Genomic DNA, 15280 nt, shown 5'->3' with positions numbered 1-15280 from the left:
AGTAACTTGTGATGCTGATAATCTTGTTGACTATCAGTCTGACTCCACAAGCACCCACACGAATTGCTTGATTCAGTTGTTAAAGAGCGGTTGGTTAAGATCTTTCGTCTCAACCGAGGCGCGCATTCTACAGCAGCCTCACTTGCTGTCAAGTGATTATTTTCAGAAGCTTTCGAAGAATTCTTCAACAACTTCAACCACTTGCGCTTCCGATCACTCGTTAGCGGGAGGCGAATTCTACAGCGTTACACGCTGCTGTCAACACCTCTTTTTCAACTTCTTGCGGGCTTCGATGAACTGAAGCAACTGACTGTCGAAACCCACATAACTCATTGTTTACCAAGGAGTTTTCCGTTTCGACTGCGCCGGAAGTGGGGCGAATTATAGACAGATATAATTCGCCGTCAACACCTAATTTCAGACTTATTCGGATTTGAGCGTAATGCGCGCAAATGCCTTCTTCCCTGCCTGGCAAACATGAGTAGCGCCCAGTTCGTATATAAAGGTGCGATCGACAACCTCACCATCAATACGCACACCACCCGACCCCAGCAGGTCACGAGCAACCGCCGAGTTCTTAACCAGGCCTGCCTTATTAAGAACGGCGGCAATCGGCATAGCCTCTGAAGCAGCCAGCTCAATCTCCGGCAAGTCATCCGGCAGTTCGCCGTCTTTCATACGATTGCCAGCAGCACGATGAGCGCTGGCTGCAGCCTCCTCACCATGGAAGCGCGCCACAATCTCTTCCGCCAGCTTGATCTTCACGTCACGCGGGTTGGCACCCGCCTCAACGTCGGCACGCAGTGCATTGATCTCATCCATCGAACGGAAGCTCAACAGTTCGAAGTAGCGCCACATCAATGCATCAGGAATAGAAACCAGCTTGCCGTACATCACACCCGGCGCTTCCTGGATCCCTACGTAGTTACCCAAGGACTTGGACATCTTCTTGACGCCATCCAACCCTTCCAACAAAGGCATGGTCAGAATGCACTGGGCCTCTTGCCCGTACGCACGTTGCAACTCACGCCCCATCAGCAGGTTGAACTTCTGGTCCGTGCCACCCAACTCAACGTCCGCACGCAGCGCCACTGAGTCATACCCCTGAACCAGCGGATAGAGGAACTCATGAATCGCGATTGGCTGATTGGTGGAGTAGCGCTTGTCGAAGTCATCGCGCTCAAGCATACGAGCCACGGTGTACTGGGAGGTCAGACGAATGAAATCCGCCGGCCCCATCTGATCCATCCAAGTGGAGTTGAACGCCACTTCGGTCTTGGCCGGATCGAGAATCTTGAACACCTGAGTCTTATAGGTCTCGGCATTATCCAGAACCTGCTCACGGGTCAACGGCGGACGCGTTGCGCTCTTGCCGCTCGGATCACCGATCATCCCGGTGAAGTCACCGATAAGGAAGATGACCTGATGACCCAGCTCCTGGAACTGGCGCAGCTTATTAATAAGCACGGTGTGACCCAGATGTAGATCCGGCGCCGTCGGGTCAAAGCCGGCTTTAATACGCAGGGGTTGGCCACGCTTGAGCTTTTCGATCAGCTCAGCCTCGACCAACAGTTCTTCCGCACCACGTTTTATCAGCGCTAGCTGCTCTTCAACCGACTTCATAACAGACCCGCAAGGCTCAGATTCAAAAGGGAACCAACCATACAAGATCAGGGACTAATTACAAGTTTTGCCCTGCGCACGGACACCGTTCAGCAAGCCCAGCGTTCGCGAGCTTGCGCCACAGATGATTTGGTTATATTTTATACAGTTATTTCATCTTCATCATGTCATTCATCTTTTCCATTTCATCTTCAAAGTCAAAATTACTTATGACCACAGAACCGTCTAAAGCGCCGCCGCTTTACCCGAAGACCCACTTGCTCGCCGCAAGTGGTATCGCCGCTCTTCTCAGCCTGGCACTCCTGGTATTCCCTTCCAGTGACGTAGAAGCCAAACGAACATCCCTAAGCCTTGACCTGGAAAGCCCGGTTGAGCAACTGACACAAGATCAAGACGCTTCCGACGCACAACAAGCCACAAATGCATCAACCGAATCGCCGTTCGCCCAAATAGACAACAGCCCCGAAGACACTCAACAAGCCAAACAAGATCAAGCTGCGCCTGCTGCCGACACGGCCAAGAACCCTCTGCACCGCGAAGTGATCGTGGCGAAAGGCGATACGCTGTCGACACTGTTTGAAAAGGTCGGCTTGCCCGCCGCCACGGTGAATGAAGTACTGGCGAGCGATAAACAAGCCAAGCAGTTCAGTCAGCTCAAACATGGCCAAAAGCTTCAGTTCGAATTCAGCCCCGACGGCTCGCTAAATAATCTGCACAGCAACGTTAGCGATCTCGAAAGCATCACCCTGACCAAGGGCGCCAAAGGCTTTGCATTCAACCGCGTCACCACCAAGCCGGTTATGCGCTCGGCCTACGTACACGGCGTCATCAACAGCTCCTTGTCGCAGTCCGCCGCCCGTGCAGGCTTGTCCCACAGCATGACGATGGACATGGCCAGCGTGTTCGGCTACGACATCGACTTCGCTCAGGACATCCGCCAAGGCGACGAATTCGATGTGATCTACGAACAGAAAGTCGCCAACGGCAAAGTAGTCGGCACGGGCAATATCCTTTCCGCGCGCTTCACCAACCGCGGCAAGACCTACACCGCCGTGCGCTACACCAACAAACAAGGCAACAGCAGCTACTACACCGCCGACGGCAACAGCATGCGCAAAGCCTTTATCCGTACGCCGGTAGACTTCGCTCGTATTAGCTCGCGTTTCTCCATGGGTCGCAAGCATCCAATTCTGAACAAAATCCGCGCCCACAAAGGCGTCGACTACGCAGCTCCGCGTGGCACGCCTATTAAGGCAGCCGGGGATGGCAAAGTACTGTTGGCCGGGCGTCGCGGTGGTTATGGCAACACCGTGATCATCCAACACGGCAACACCTACCGTACGCTGTATGGCCACATGCAAGGTTTCGCAAAAGGCGTGCAAACCGGCGGCACAGTGAAGCAAGGCCAAGTGATTGGTTATATCGGCACTACCGGCCTGTCCACTGGCCCGCACTTGCACTATGAGTTCCAGGTCAACGGCGTCCATGTCGATCCGCTGGGCCAGAAGCTGCCGATGGCCGATCCAATCGCCAAGGCCGAACGCGCTCGCTTCATGCAGCAGAGCCAGCCGCTGATGGCACGCATGGATCAGGAACGCTCTACCTTGCTCGCGTCGGCGAAGCGCTAACAGATGCCGCGCTATATTGGTGTGATGTCCGGGACCAGCCTTGACGGCCTGGACATTGCCCTGATCGAGCAAGACTCGGCGATCACGCTGATCGCCACTCACTACATTCCCATGCCAAACTCACTGCGCGCGGAGCTGCTCAGCTTGTGCGCCAGTGGCCCGGATGAGATTGCCCGATCGGCCATTGCCCAGCAGCACTGGGTAACTCTCGCCGAACAAGGCATTCACGCCCTGCTCGACCAGCAAAACCTCAAGCCTCAGGATATTCGCGCGATTGGCAGCCATGGCCAAACCATTCGCCATGAACCTGCCCGCGGCTTTACGGTCCAGATTGGCAACCCGGCACTCCTCACTGAGCTCACAGGCATCACAGTGGTCAGTGACTTCCGTAGCCGCGATGTAGCGGCCGGTGGCCAGGGCGCGCCCTTGGTCCCAGCCTTTCATGAAGCGCTGTTCGGCGAAAGCACCGGGAATCGGGCGGTATTGAATGTGGGCGGTTTCAGCAACCTCAGCCTGATCGAAACCGGAAAACCTGTTGCCGGCTTCGACTGCGGCCCAGGCAACGTTCTACTCGACGCGTGGATTCACCACCAAAAGGGCGAACATTTTGATCGCGATGGGCAGTGGGCAGCCAGTGGCACGCCTGAACCGCAACTGCTTAACGCGCTGCTCAGTGACCCGTTCTTTGTCACAACCGGCCCTAAAAGCACCGGCCGCGAAGTGTTCAACCTAGGCTGGTTACAGCAACACCTTGACCGCTTACCCACATTTGAACGCCAGAACGTTCAGGCCACCTTGCTTGAACTGACTGCGCTGACCATCGTTGAATCCCTGCAAAACGCGCAACCTCACACCGAAACCCTGCTGGTCTGCGGCGGCGGCGCCCACAACAGCTCGTTGATGAATCGCCTGGCCGCCTTGTTGCCAGCCACCCAGGTTGGCAGTACCGCCACTTACGGTGTAGACCCCGACTGGGTCGAAGCCATGGCCTTCGCCTGGCTGGCCCATTGCTGCCTCGAAGGCATCGCCGCCAATCGCCCTAGCGTCACTGGCGCACGTGGGCTTCGAGTACTGGGCGCGATCTATCCCGCTTGAACCCCAGACAGCAAAACGCCGCTTGAGCCATGAAAGCCCAGCGGCGTTTTTTATTCGCTGCGATCTTGTTATCGATCAGATCGAGAACGAAGACCCACAACCACAAGTGGTCGTAGCATTAGGGTTCTTGATCACGAAGCGCGAACCTTCCAGACCTTCCTGGTAATCCACCTCGGCACCTGCCAGGTATTGGAAGCTCATTGGGTCCACGACCAGGCTCACACCCTCACGCTCGACGATGGTGTCGTCGTCAGCCACATCTTCATCGAAGGTAAAACCGTACTGAAACCCTGAACAACCGCCGCCCGTAACGAATACGCGCAGCTTCAAGCGATCATTACCCTCTTCATCGACCAGGCTCTTCACCTTGTGCGCAGCACCGTGGGTGAATTGCAAAGCCGTGGGGGTGAAGGATTCAACGCTCATGCTGATAATCTCCCGGCGTACCGCCGCCATATGCGTAATGGCGGGCATTATCCGCTTCTCCTAGAAAAGCGGTCAACTATTGTTACGGTATATCAATCTGCGCTACCGCCATTAAAAACACAAAAGGCCCGATCAACGGGCCTTTTGCTGAGCGACCAAGCCGCGTTAAGGCAGCATGCCTGCGTGGGACAAGCCCAGCTTCTCATCCAGGCCAAACAAGATGTTCATGTTCTGTACAGCCTGGCCGGACGCGCCCTTGACCAGGTTATCGATTACCGACAACACCACGACTAAGTCGCCATCCTGCGGACGGTGCACGGCAAGACGGCACACGTTGGCACCACGGACACTGCGGGTTTCCGGGTGGCTGCCAGCAGGCATCACATCGACGAACGGTTCGTTGGCGTAGCGCTTCTCGAACAGCGCCTGCAGGTCGACCGAGCGGTCCACCACGGTCGCGTACAAGGTGGAGTGAATGCCACGGATCATCGGCGTCAAGTGCGGTACGAAGGTCAGGCCCACCTCCTTACCGGCAGCGCGACGCAGGCCTTGGCGGATTTCCGGCAAGTGACGATGCCCCTTTACCGCATAGGCCTTCATGCTTTCCGACGTCTCGGAGTACAGCGAACCTACCGCCGCGCCACGACCAGCGCCGCTGACTCCCGACTTGCAGTCCGCGATCAAACGCGATGCATCCGCCAGCCCCGCCTCGAGCAGTGGCAGGAAACCCAGCTGCGTTGCGGTTGGGTAGCAGCCCGGCACAGCAATCAGGCGCGCTTGTTTGATTTGTTCACGATTGACTTCGGGCAGTCCATACACCGCCTCTTCCAACAACTGCGGCGCACCATGAGGCTGGCCATACCACTTGGCCCACTCATCGGCGTCTTGCAGACGGAAGTCCGCCGACAGGTCGATGACCTTGGTACCAGCAGCCAGCAGTTCGCCGGCGAGCGCATGGGCCACACCGTGCGGCGTGGCAAAGAACACCACGTCACAGGCACCCAGGGTCTTGATATCCGGAACGCTGAACGCCAGGCCATCGTAGTGGCCGCGCAGGTTCGGGTACATATCGGCCACGGCTAGCCCGGCCTCGGATCGGGAAGTGATGACCACCACTTCTGCTTGCGGATGCTGTCCCAACAGACGCAGCAATTCGACACCGGTGTAACCCGTGCCGCCGACGATACCGACCTTGACCATAAACCTGCCCTCAACGAACCCACTGGAAAGCCGTCGATAATAGGGGCCGTATCGTCCTGCGACAACCGTCAACGTGACGTACGGGCGCATGAGCCACTACTATCTTCGCTACCGTGAACCTGGGAATAACTAAAAATGCTTTATCTATGGGTCAAAGCCTTCCACATCATCAGCATCGTCTGCTGGTTTGCCGGGCTGTTCTACCTTCCGCGCCTGTTCGTCTACCACGCTCAAAGCGAAGACACCGTCAGCAAGGAACGCTTCAGCATCATGGAACGCAAGCTGTACCGCGGCATCATGGGGCCGGCGATGGTTGCCGCGCTGATTTTCGGCGGCTGGCTGATCTACTTGAACCCGAGCATCTTTCAATCCGGCGGCTGGATCCACGCCAAACTCACCCTCGTTGTCCTGCTGATCGGCTACCACCACATGTGCGGCGCACAGGTAAAACGTTTTGCCCGTGGCGAAAACACCCGCAGCCATGTCTTTTATCGCTGGTTCAATGAAGTACCGGTTCTGTTATTGCTGGCTATCGTAATTTTGGTCGTGGTCAAACCGTTCTAACTTCAATCACACGGGGTACCTCCAATGTCGCTGCCCGCTTTGCTTGAACAACGTCTACGCCTGCCTGTAGTGGCTGCGCCGATGTTCCTGATTTCCAACCCGCAACTGGTCCTGGCGTGCTGTCGCAATGGGGTGGTCGGGAGTTTCCCGGCGCTCAACCAGCGCGAAAGCAGTGGTTTCAAGGCCTGGCTGGAAGAAATCGAGGCGGGCCTGGCGCAACTGGACAACCCCGCGCCTTACGCCGTTAACCTGATCGTGCATAACAGCAACCCAAGGCTTGAGGCCGATCTGGCGATTTGCGTCGAGCACAAGGTGCCCATCGTCATCACCAGCCTGGGCGCGGTGAAGGAACTGGTCGATGCCGTGCACGGTTACGGCGGCCTGGTGTTTCATGACGTCACCACTCGGCGCCATGCCGAAAAAGCGGCCGAAGCCGGTGTGGATGGTTTGATCGCCGTGGCCGCCGGCGCAGGGGGCCACGCTGGTACCTGGAGCCCCTTCGCACTGATCGCAGAAATTCGCCAGTTCTTCGACAAAACCTTGCTGCTGGCCGGCTGCCTCAATCACGGGCACGAGATTCTCGCGGCCCAATTGCTGGGAGCAGACCTGGCCTATTTCGGCACGCGCTTCATCGGCACTACCGAAAGCCACGCCCCGGATGCCTATAAAGAGATGCTACTCACATCGCGCGCTGCCGATATCGTGCACACTCCGGCTGTCTCCGGTGTGCCCGCCAGCTTTATGCGCCAGAGCCTGGAAAATGCCGGTTTCGACCTCGCAGCCCTGCAAGGCAAAGGCGAAGTCAACTTCGGCTCCAAACTCAAGCCACTAAGCGACGAAGCCAAGGCCTGGAAGACCGTATGGTCCGCCGGCCAAGGCGTTGGTGAGATCAATGATTTACTCAGCGTCGATGAACTCGTTGCCCGCCTGGATGCCGAATACCGCAAGGCACGCGAACAGGCGGTACAATTGCGCTGGCCACGCTGACCCCAACGCAAGGCCTGCCGATTGAGCAGGCCTGCCCCCTCCCTGATTCAGTGACAAGGATGCCCGCATGAGCGACAGCCGTTTCAAGATTGTGTTTGATGGAGCCTTGCTTCCGGGGGTCGAATGCACCACTGCCAAGCTGAACCTCGCCGAGCTGTTCAAGAGTGACGTCGAAGCAATCGAGAAGCTCTTTACCGGCCGTCCAGTCGCCCTCAAACGCGACCTTTCACGCCCGGATGCCGAAACCTACTTGTCTGCGCTCAAAAACGCCGGGGTCGATGCACGCATCGAAGCGGAGCAACCCGTTGCGTTCAGCCTTGCCGAAACCCACGAGACAAGCTCCAGCGCCAGTGATTTTTCGCACACGAGCGCCTCGCCCTATGCGCCGCCACGTGCAGCCGTAGGTGATGATCTGCCGGAATACTCGTCGCTCAACGTCTTCACTATCCACGGACGCATTGGCCGTCTGCGCTACCTGGCATGGATGCTCGTGCTGAGCGTCGCAATGCTCGTCGCCTCGGGCATCATCGCCACCGCCAGCTTCGCCGTGGCGACTGCTTCGCCGACCTTGGGGATCATTCTCGGTTCGCTGCTGGGCTTTGCACTGTTTATTGTACTCACCGTGGTCAGCGTACAAATTGGCGTGCAACGTTTGCATGACCTGGGCTGGTCCGGCTGGCTGTATTTGCTGAACCTGGTCCCGCTCGTAAACAGCATTTTCCCGCTGCTGCTGCTGGTGTTGCCGGGTAACCCCGGCGCCAACCAATACGGTGCGCCACCGCCGCGTAACTCCACTGCGGTGAAGGTTCTGGCCTCCCTGTGGCTGGCGTTCATTCCGTTGATGCTCATCCTTGTGCTCAGCCTGGGCATGAACGGCTACCTCGACCAACTCGAAGCCAATGTGGGCAGCAGCTACGAAAGCAGCTCCGTCACCTCCGACGACGCTATCGACCAAGACGTGACCGTTGATGAAGACGACGCGCAAAGTGCTGACGAGGCGGCCGAACCTGTAGACTCTCCAGAACAGTGAAGAAACGCCCGCCGCCTGTGATGCCACTGTCACAGGCCCGGCGGCGTTGCGATGGAGAAAGGCATGACCCGTTACGCTCTGATCACCGGTGCCTCCAGCGGCATCGGCCTGGCTTTGGCCGAAGCCTTGGCCCGTCGCGGCCGCAGCTTGATTCTGGTAGCCCGCCAGCGTGATCAGTTGGAAAGCATTGCAATCGAATTGACTCAACGTTTCGGCGTCGAGGTGCTTTTTCGTGCCTGCGACCTGGGTGAACCGCTGCGCTTGTCCGGGTTCCTGCTGGAGCTTGAGGAAGGCGAACGCCAGATCGACCTGCTGGTCAACTGCGCCGGCATCGGCACCAGCGGGCCTTTCCTGGCTCAGGACTGGATGACCGAGCAAGATCTGATTGAAGTCAACGTCCTGGCCCTGACCCGCATGTGCCACGCCCTTGGCAATGCCATGGCGCTCTACGGCGGCGGGCAAATCCTGAATGTCGCCTCGGTTGCCGCCTTCCAGCCCGGCCCATGGATGAGCAGCTACTACGCCAGCAAGGCTTACGTATTGCACTTCTCCGAAGGGTTGCGCGAAGAGTTGAAGAGCTGTGGCATCAAAGTCTCGGTCCTCTGCCCAGGCCCGACACGCACCGCGTTCTTCGGCACGGCGCAAATGGATACCGCCAAACTTGATCGCAGTGACAAACTGATGAGCCCGGAAGAAGTGGCGCTCTACACCGTACGCGCCCTGGAAAAGAACAAAGCCATTATCATCCCCGGCCGGCGCAACCGCTGGATCGCTTTCAGCCCACGCTTCAGCCCACGCTGGCTGACCCGCAAGATCGCCGGCGCAATCAACAAGGCCTATTGCCCGCGCTGATCGCCTGGGTACACTCACCCTGCACTTTCACAATGGAGAAACAGCTGTGGATACTCTGTTCACCAAGATCATCAACAGAGAAATACCTGCGGATATCATCTACGAAGATGATCAAGTCCTGGCCTTCAAGGACATCCACCCAGCGGCCCCTGTGCATTTCCTGGTCATCCCGAAGAAACATATCCCGACCCTCAATGACCTGACCGAAGAAGATAAAGCCTTGGCCGGTCATATTCTGTTCACTGCCCAACGTCTGGCGCTGGAGCAGGGTTGTGAGGAAGGTTTTCGCGTAGTGATGAACTGCAACCCGAAAGGCGGGCAGACCGTTTATCACATCCATATGCACGTGCTGGGTCAGCGCCAGATGAACTGGCCGCCGGGCTGAGGGTTATCCGGGGGAGCTTGTAACGACCGCGAACGGGATCAAGCTCCCTCGCCACAAGGGCAAATTGACTCAGCGCAAACGCATTACCTTCTCTTGCGGTAAACTGGCCGCCGAGATTCTTTCCGGAGGTCAGCATGACTACCCAACGTCACTACTCGCCGATTGACCGTCTGTTACTGCAAGCCGATATGGCCATGCGCACGTTGCTACCGTTCAGCGGCCAGCCGTATCGCCCCTCGCCCGCCATCGTGCAACCCGACGCACAGATGAGCGAGACCGATACCCGCCACGTGGCCGGGCTGATGCGCATCAACCATACCGGTGAAGTCTGTGCCCAGGCGCTGTACCAAGGCCAGGCGCTGACCGCCAAGCTGCCGCAGGTTCGTGCGGCCATGGAGCATGCGGCCGAGGAAGAGATCGACCACCTGGCCTGGTGCGAACAACGCATCCGCCAGCTGGGTAGCCACCCCAGCGTGCTGAACCCACTGTTTTATGGCCTGTCGTTTGGCATCGGCGCTGCGGCTGGCCTGATCAGCGACAAGGTCAGCCTCGGTTTTGTCGCCGCGACCGAACATCAAGTGTGCAAGCACTTGGATGAACACCTGGAGCAATTGCCAGCCGAAGACGAAAAGTCCCGGGCAATTCTTGAACAAATGCGCATAGACGAAGAGCACCACGCCGAAAGCGCGTTGGATGCTGGCGGCTTCCGCTTCCCCGCACCGGTGAGGTTTGGCATGAGCCTGTTGGCCAAGGTCATGACCAAAAGCACGTACCGCATCTGAACCACAAAAAAAGGGCGCTTTCTAAGCGCCCTTCTTTTTGGCCAACGGTTTAACGATCAACCCAACTCGATAATTTCGTAATCATGGGTGATGGCCACACCGGCAGCGCCCAGCATGATCGACGCCGAGCAGTACTTCTCAGCCGACAGCTCGATGGCACGCTTGACCTGGGCTTCTTTCAGCGCTCGGCCCTTCACCACGAAATGCATGTGGATCTTGGTGAACACCTTGGGATCTTCAGTGGCGCGCTCCGCCTCCAGGAACGCTTCGCAGCTTTCCACGGCCTGGCGGGATTTTTTCAGGATGCTGACCACGTCGAAATTGCTGCAACCGCCTACACCGAGCAGCAGCATTTCCATCGGACGTACGCCTAGGTTGCGGCCACCGGCTTCCGGCGGGCCGTCCATGACCACCACATGGCCACTGCCCGACTCACCGAGGAACATGGCTTCGCCCGCCCATTGGATGCGTGCCTTCATCGCCCAGACTCCACTGCTAAAAAAGGGTCGCCAGCTTAGCACAGGGCCAGATAACGGCAGTGCTTCGTACTAAAGCAGATCAACAACCGGTTTAACCGACAAATTGGCTAATCGAGTCAGAATGTGTCTGGTAAGCTGGCGCCAAATCGATGGCGTATTGCTAGCATTTATACATCGTGTATCAATGCCGATACCGACACATATAACAACTCCGCTCCCTTGCGCTGCCTTTTCGGGATACAACCATGGTTGCTCTTACTCCCATACCCAAGATCAAGAATCTCGACAAGCTGCTGATGCACTGCCAGCGCCGGCGCTACCCGGCCAAGCACAACATCATCTGCGCCGGCGAGCGTTCTGAAACGCTGTTCTTCATTATCAAAGGCTCGGTCACCATCTTGATCGAGGATGAAGACGGCCGCGAAATGATCATCGCCTACCTGAACACCGGAGATTTCTTTGGGGAACTGGGGCTGTTTGAACAACCGGGCAAGGAGCAGGAACGTAGCGCCTGGGTACGTGCCAAGGTCGAATGCGAAGTCGCCGAGATCAGCTACACCAAATTTCGCGAACTGGCCCAGCACGACCCGGACATCCTCTACGCCCTCAGCGGTCAGATCGCCCAACGCCTGCGGGACACCACACGCAAAGTCGGCGACCTTGCCTTTTTTGATGTGACCGGCCGTGTTGCGCGTTGCCTGCTGGAGTTGTGCAAGCAACCCGACGCCATGACCCACCCCGACGGCATGCAGATCAAAGTCACACGCCAGGAAATCGGACGCATTGTTGGCTGCTCGCGAGAAATGGTCGGCCGTGTGCTCAAGGACCTGGAAGAACGCAACCTGGTCCATGTCAAAGGCAAGACAATGGTGGTGTTCGGCACCCGTTAAGCGGGCAGGAAGGTCGCCAGCATCTGACGGTAGAGGGTATCCAGCCGATTGATGGCGTCGGGCGCGGGGAAGGCTTCATGCAGGGCGATATGGCTGTCGGCACGCACCCGCTGATCTAGGCCGCAGGCCTGGTTGAAGCGGTTGACGGATGCGATCAGCTCTTCACGGTCGCCGTCCAGCAACAGTGCACCATGCACCAAACCCACCGGGCGCCCCCCGCTCTGGCGCCAGCGCTGGGCAGTGCCAACCATCTTGCGGCCGTTGAGGTTGACGTTGTAGCGACCATCGCAGAATGCGCCGTCGATTTCGCCCACAGACGCATCGCCGCCCAACTCGGTCAGCAAATCGCAGATCGGCTGGCACAGGCGCAAGTAACCGGTTTCGATACGACTTTGATCGCCCTCGCTGCGCGGGGGCGCGTAGACCAGCGCGATGTTTACCGTGGCACTTGATTGCGGCACCGGTTCGCCACCGGTTTCGCGCAGCAACACCGGCCAACCGGCATCGGCTGACACTTGACTGGCGGCTTCAAAAGCGGGTAGGCGGCTTAACCGGCGCGGCATGACCAAGGCTTGATCGTTGGGTTGCCAGAACAGCAGGCCAAACTCTTGTTCGCCTGCGCAAACGGCAGCCAGTAATGCTTGCTCAGCTGCAAGGCCTGCTTCAACAGTCATTCTCTTTAGCTGAGTCATCAAACACCTACTTCTCTAGAGAAATGCAAAACCCAATGTGGGAGCGGGCTTGCTCGCGAAGGCGGTGGATCAGCCAGCATATGTGGTGACTGATCCACCGCCTTCGCGAGCAAGCCCGCTCCCACATTTAGACTGCATTTCAAATATTGACCGCGCTCAAATCAATCCAATGTCGAACCACTGACCGCCACACCACGCTCCGGGAAGAACAGGCGTTGCAACTCGGCCCCTGGGTTCTCCGCACGCATAAATGTCTCGCCCACCAGGAACGAATACACCCCGCTGATTTCCATCAACTCCACATCGGCACGGTTGAGGATGCCACTCTCGGTAATCACCAAGCGGTCGCGCGGAATACGCGGCAGCAGGTCAAGGGTGTTTTCCAGGCTGACTTCGAAGGTATGCAGGTTTCGGTTGTTGACCCCTACCAGCGGCGTGTCGAGGGTTTTCAGCGCACGTTCCAGCTCATCGCCGTCGTGGACTTCCACCAACACGTCCAGGCCGACACTTTTGGCCACGGCGGCCAGCTCGGCCATCTTCACGTCATCCAGTGCGGAGACGATCAGCAGCACGCAGTCCGCGCCCAGGGCGCGCGCTTCGACGATCTGGTACGGGTCGACCATGAAGTCCTTGCGGATCACCGGCAGCTTGCATGCGGCACGCGCTTGCTGCAGGAACAGGTCGGAGCCTTGGAAGTAGTCGATGTCAGTCAGTACGGACAGGCAAGTCGCCCCGCCCTTCTCATAGCTGACGGCAATTTCCGACGGTACAAAGTTTTCGCGGATTACGCCTTTGCTCGGCGAAGCTTTCTTCACCTCGGCAATCACGGCCGGCTGCTTGAGTTTGGCCTGAGCGATCAAGGCATTGGCGAAGCCACGCGGCGCATCGGCGATTTTCGCCTGGCTTTCCAGCTCGGCCAGGCTGACGCGGGCGCGACGCTCAGTGACTTCTTCAGCTTTGCGAGCCAGGATCTTTTCCAGAACGGTCGGCACACTCATCCTTCATTCTCCATCTTGAATACGGCGGTGAATGCTCCCAGCTCTTCGAGCTTTTCGCGAGCCAGGCCGGTATGCAGCGCATCGTGGGCCAAGGCGACACCTTCCTTAAGACTATAGGCGTGATCAGCTGCGTAAAGTGCCGCGCCAGCATTCAGAACAATCATCTCGGCAGCTTTTTGACCGTTCTCGGTCTTGCGACGCCCCAGGGCATCACGGATCAATTCCAGCGAAGCTGCCGGGCTTTCTACTGCCAGGCCGTGCAGGCTCTGGCTCTTCATGCCCAGGTCTTCCGGCTCGACCCAATACTCAGTGACCTGGTCATTCTTCAGCTCCGCCACGAAGGTCGGCGCTGCCAGGCTGAATTCGTCCAGGCCATCTTTGGAATGCACCACCAGCACATGCTTGCTGCCCAAACGCTGCAGCACTTCGGCCAATGGCCGGCACAGTGCCTGGCTGAACACGCCCACTACCTGGTGTTTCACACCGGCCGGATTCGTAAGCGGGCCGAGCATGTTGAACAAGGTACGCAGGCCCAGGTCTTTACGCGGGCCGGCGGCGTGCTTCATCGCACCGTGATGAGACTGGGCAAACATAAAGCCGATGCCGACGCTGTCGATGCAACGCGCCACCTGCACCGGGGTCAGGTTCAGGTAGATGCCGGCCGCTTCGAGCAAGTCGGCGCTGCCGCTCTTGCCGGACACCGCCCGGTTACCATGCTTGGCCACGGTGCAACCCGCCGCCGCGACCACAAAAGAAGACGCCGTCGACACGTTGAAGATGTTCGCGCCGTCACCGCCGGTGCCCACCACATCGACCACGCCGTCGAGGGTCTTGAGCTCGACCTTGTCCGCCAGTTCACGCATCACGGAGACGGCGCCGACGATCTCGTCGATGCTCTCGCTCTTCATGCGCATCGCCATCATGAACGCGCCGATCTGCGCGTCGGTGCATTGGCCGGTCATGATCTCACGCATCACATCGCTCATTTCAGCGGTGCTCAGGTCCAGGTGGCCGACGATACGGCTCAGGGCAGTCTTGATATCCATGGAAAGTCCTTAGCGCGTGCCGCCGCTCTGCTTGAGAAAGTTAGCGAACAGCTCGTAGCCCTGCTCGGTCAGGATCGATTCAGGGTGAAATTGCACCCCTTCGATATTCAGTGTCTTGTGGCGCAGGCCCATGATCTCATCGATCGAGCCGTCTTCCAGCTGGGTCCAGGCGGTCAGTTCCAGGCACTCCGGCAAGGTTTCACGCTTGACCACCAGCGAGTGGTAGCGGGTCACCGTCACCGGATTGTTCAGGGCCTGGAACACGCCCAGGTCTTTATGGAACACCGGGCTGGTCTTGCCGTGCATCACCTGGCGCGCGCGCACCACGTCACCACCAAAGGCCTGGCCGATGGACTGATGGCCCAGGCAGACGCCGAGAATAGGCAGCTTGCCAGCAAAAAATTTGATCGCTTCCAGCGAGATACCCGCCTCGGTCGGCGTGCACGGGCCTGGCGAAACCACGATGCGTTCCGGGTTCAGGGCAGCGATTTCGGCCACGGTCATTTCGTCGTTGCGCACCACCTTCACCTCGGCGCCCAGCTCGCCCAAGTACTGCACAACGTTGTAGGTAAAGGAATCGTAGTTATCAATCATCAGCAACAT

General features: G+C 58.2%; 17 protein-coding genes. 9 read left to right on the top strand and 8 right to left on the bottom strand.

What is annotated here, in order from left to right:
• Positions 1–423: 423 nt before the first annotated feature.
• On the bottom strand, positions 424–1623 hold the full coding sequence (gene tyrS, locus HF257_RS28410) for a tyrosine--tRNA ligase (RefSeq protein WP_185709304.1): 1200 nt from the start codon (positions 1621–1623) through the stop codon (positions 424–426).
• Positions 1624–1832: 209 nt separating this feature from the next.
• Here tyrS and HF257_RS28405 point away from each other — a divergent pair, with 209 nt between their 5' ends.
• Both HF257_RS28405 and HF257_RS28400 read left to right on the top strand, forming a co-directional pair.
• Complete coding sequence (locus tag HF257_RS28405; protein ID WP_185709303.1) at positions 1833–3251, top strand: peptidoglycan DD-metalloendopeptidase family protein; 1419 nt, start codon at positions 1833–1835, stop codon at positions 3249–3251.
• A 3-nt stretch (positions 3252–3254) separates the two neighbouring features.
• Positions 3255–4346 carry an anhydro-N-acetylmuramic acid kinase gene (locus HF257_RS28400; RefSeq protein ID WP_185709302.1) on the top strand — a complete coding sequence of 364 codons (1092 nt, stop codon included), beginning with the start codon at positions 3255–3257 and terminating at the stop codon, positions 4344–4346.
• A 75-nt stretch (positions 4347–4421) separates the two neighbouring features.
• Here HF257_RS28400 and erpA read toward each other — a convergent pair whose 3' ends face one another.
• Positions 4422–4772, bottom strand: a complete 351-nt coding sequence (erpA, locus tag HF257_RS28395; protein WP_003176443.1) for an iron-sulfur cluster insertion protein ErpA — start codon at positions 4770–4772, stop codon at positions 4422–4424.
• A gap of 165 nt (positions 4773–4937) precedes the next feature.
• Positions 4938–5972, bottom strand: coding sequence for an N-acetyl-gamma-glutamyl-phosphate reductase (gene argC / locus HF257_RS28390; RefSeq protein ID WP_185709301.1), 1035 nt, complete (start codon positions 5970–5972; stop codon positions 4938–4940).
• A gap of 135 nt (positions 5973–6107) precedes the next feature.
• Here argC and hemJ point away from each other — a divergent pair, with 135 nt between their 5' ends.
• From hemJ to coq7, 6 genes are all read left to right on the top strand, one after another.
• Entirely contained in the window at positions 6108–6536 is a 429-nt protein-coding gene (gene hemJ, locus HF257_RS28385; RefSeq protein ID WP_185709300.1) for a protoporphyrinogen oxidase HemJ, read from the top strand.
• A 24-nt stretch (positions 6537–6560) separates the two neighbouring features.
• On the top strand, positions 6561–7523 hold the full coding sequence (locus tag HF257_RS28380) for an NAD(P)H-dependent flavin oxidoreductase (protein ID WP_185709299.1): 963 nt from the start codon (positions 6561–6563) through the stop codon (positions 7521–7523).
• A gap of 67 nt (positions 7524–7590) precedes the next feature.
• Positions 7591–8553 carry a DUF805 domain-containing protein gene (locus HF257_RS28375; RefSeq protein WP_185709298.1) on the top strand — a complete coding sequence of 321 codons (963 nt, stop codon included), beginning with the start codon at positions 7591–7593 and terminating at the stop codon, positions 8551–8553.
• Positions 8554–8616: 63 nt separating this feature from the next.
• Positions 8617–9405, top strand: a complete 789-nt coding sequence (locus HF257_RS28370; protein ID WP_185709297.1) for an SDR family NAD(P)-dependent oxidoreductase — start codon at positions 8617–8619, stop codon at positions 9403–9405.
• A 46-nt stretch (positions 9406–9451) separates the two neighbouring features.
• Entirely contained in the window at positions 9452–9790 is a 339-nt protein-coding gene (locus tag HF257_RS28365; RefSeq protein WP_017739623.1) for a histidine triad nucleotide-binding protein, read from the top strand.
• Between the two features lie 134 nt (positions 9791–9924).
• Positions 9925–10572 (top strand): 2-polyprenyl-3-methyl-6-methoxy-1,4-benzoquinone monooxygenase, encoded by a 648-nt coding sequence (gene coq7, locus HF257_RS28360; RefSeq protein ID WP_017739622.1) that lies wholly within the window; start codon positions 9925–9927, stop codon positions 10570–10572.
• A gap of 56 nt (positions 10573–10628) precedes the next feature.
• Here coq7 and HF257_RS28355 read toward each other — a convergent pair whose 3' ends face one another.
• Positions 10629–11051, bottom strand: a complete 423-nt coding sequence (locus HF257_RS28355) for an OsmC family protein (RefSeq protein ID WP_005792019.1) — start codon at positions 11049–11051, stop codon at positions 10629–10631.
• 245 nt (positions 11052–11296) lie between these two features.
• Here HF257_RS28355 and crp point away from each other — a divergent pair, with 245 nt between their 5' ends.
• Positions 11297–11941, top strand: a complete 645-nt coding sequence (gene crp / locus HF257_RS28350; protein ID WP_185709296.1) for a cAMP-activated global transcriptional regulator CRP — start codon at positions 11297–11299, stop codon at positions 11939–11941.
• Here crp and HF257_RS28345 read toward each other — a convergent pair.
• The 4 genes from HF257_RS28345 to HF257_RS28330 all read right to left on the bottom strand — a co-directional run bounded on the left by HF257_RS28345 (position 11938) and on the right by HF257_RS28330 (position 15280).
• A complete protein-coding gene (locus tag HF257_RS28345) occupies positions 11938–12633 on the bottom strand; it encodes a lipoate--protein ligase family protein (protein WP_185709295.1) in 696 nt (231 codons plus the stop codon). The genes crp and HF257_RS28345 overlap by 4 nt on opposite strands.
• Positions 12634–12794: 161 nt before the next feature.
• Positions 12795–13631 carry an indole-3-glycerol phosphate synthase TrpC gene (trpC, locus tag HF257_RS28340; protein ID WP_185709294.1) on the bottom strand — a complete coding sequence of 279 codons (837 nt, stop codon included), beginning with the start codon at positions 13629–13631 and terminating at the stop codon, positions 12795–12797.
• Positions 13628–14677, bottom strand: a complete 1050-nt coding sequence (gene trpD / locus HF257_RS28335) for an anthranilate phosphoribosyltransferase (protein ID WP_010206948.1) — start codon at positions 14675–14677, stop codon at positions 13628–13630. The genes trpC and trpD overlap by 4 nt, the downstream gene beginning before the upstream one ends.
• A 9-nt stretch (positions 14678–14686) precedes the next feature.
• Positions 14687–15280, bottom strand: a complete 594-nt coding sequence (locus tag HF257_RS28330; protein ID WP_185709293.1) for an aminodeoxychorismate/anthranilate synthase component II — start codon at positions 15278–15280, stop codon at positions 14687–14689.

The organism is Pseudomonas cremoris (assembly GCF_014230465.1).
This window is presented reverse-complemented; position numbering and strand designations above follow the sequence as displayed.

Bases quoted from the DNA above. Each gene is read 5' to 3' on its own strand.
- tyrS (WP_185709304.1), bottom strand. From the start codon at position 1,623: ATGAAGTCGGTTGAAGAGCAGCTAGCGCTGATAAAACGTGGTGCGGAA.
- HF257_RS28405 (WP_185709303.1), top strand. From the start codon at position 1,833: ATGACCACAGAACCGTCTAAAGCGCCGCCGCTTTACCCGAAGACCCAC.
- HF257_RS28400 (WP_185709302.1), top strand. From the start codon at position 3,255: ATGCCGCGCTATATTGGTGTGATGTCCGGGACCAGCCTTGACGGCCTG.
- erpA (WP_003176443.1), bottom strand. From the start codon at position 4,772: ATGAGCGTTGAATCCTTCACCCCCACGGCTTTGCAATTCACCCACGGT.
- argC (WP_185709301.1), bottom strand. From the start codon at position 5,972: ATGGTCAAGGTCGGTATCGTCGGCGGCACGGGTTACACCGGTGTCGAA.
- hemJ (WP_185709300.1), top strand. From the start codon at position 6,108: ATGCTTTATCTATGGGTCAAAGCCTTCCACATCATCAGCATCGTCTGC.
- HF257_RS28380 (WP_185709299.1), top strand. From the start codon at position 6,561: ATGTCGCTGCCCGCTTTGCTTGAACAACGTCTACGCCTGCCTGTAGTG.
- HF257_RS28375 (WP_185709298.1), top strand. From the start codon at position 7,591: ATGAGCGACAGCCGTTTCAAGATTGTGTTTGATGGAGCCTTGCTTCCG.
- HF257_RS28370 (WP_185709297.1), top strand. From the start codon at position 8,617: ATGACCCGTTACGCTCTGATCACCGGTGCCTCCAGCGGCATCGGCCTG.
- coq7 (WP_017739622.1), top strand. From the start codon at position 9,925: ATGACTACCCAACGTCACTACTCGCCGATTGACCGTCTGTTACTGCAA.
- HF257_RS28355 (WP_005792019.1), bottom strand. From the start codon at position 11,051: ATGAAGGCACGCATCCAATGGGCGGGCGAAGCCATGTTCCTCGGTGAG.
- crp (WP_185709296.1), top strand. From the start codon at position 11,297: ATGGTTGCTCTTACTCCCATACCCAAGATCAAGAATCTCGACAAGCTG.
- HF257_RS28345 (WP_185709295.1), bottom strand. From the start codon at position 12,633: ATGACTCAGCTAAAGAGAATGACTGTTGAAGCAGGCCTTGCAGCTGAG.
- trpC (WP_185709294.1), bottom strand. From the start codon at position 13,631: ATGAGTGTGCCGACCGTTCTGGAAAAGATCCTGGCTCGCAAAGCTGAA.
- trpD (WP_010206948.1), bottom strand. From the start codon at position 14,677: ATGGATATCAAGACTGCCCTGAGCCGTATCGTCGGCCACCTGGACCTG.
- HF257_RS28330 (WP_185709293.1), bottom strand. From the start codon at position 15,280: ATGTTGCTGATGATTGATAACTACGATTCCTTTACCTACAACGTTGTG.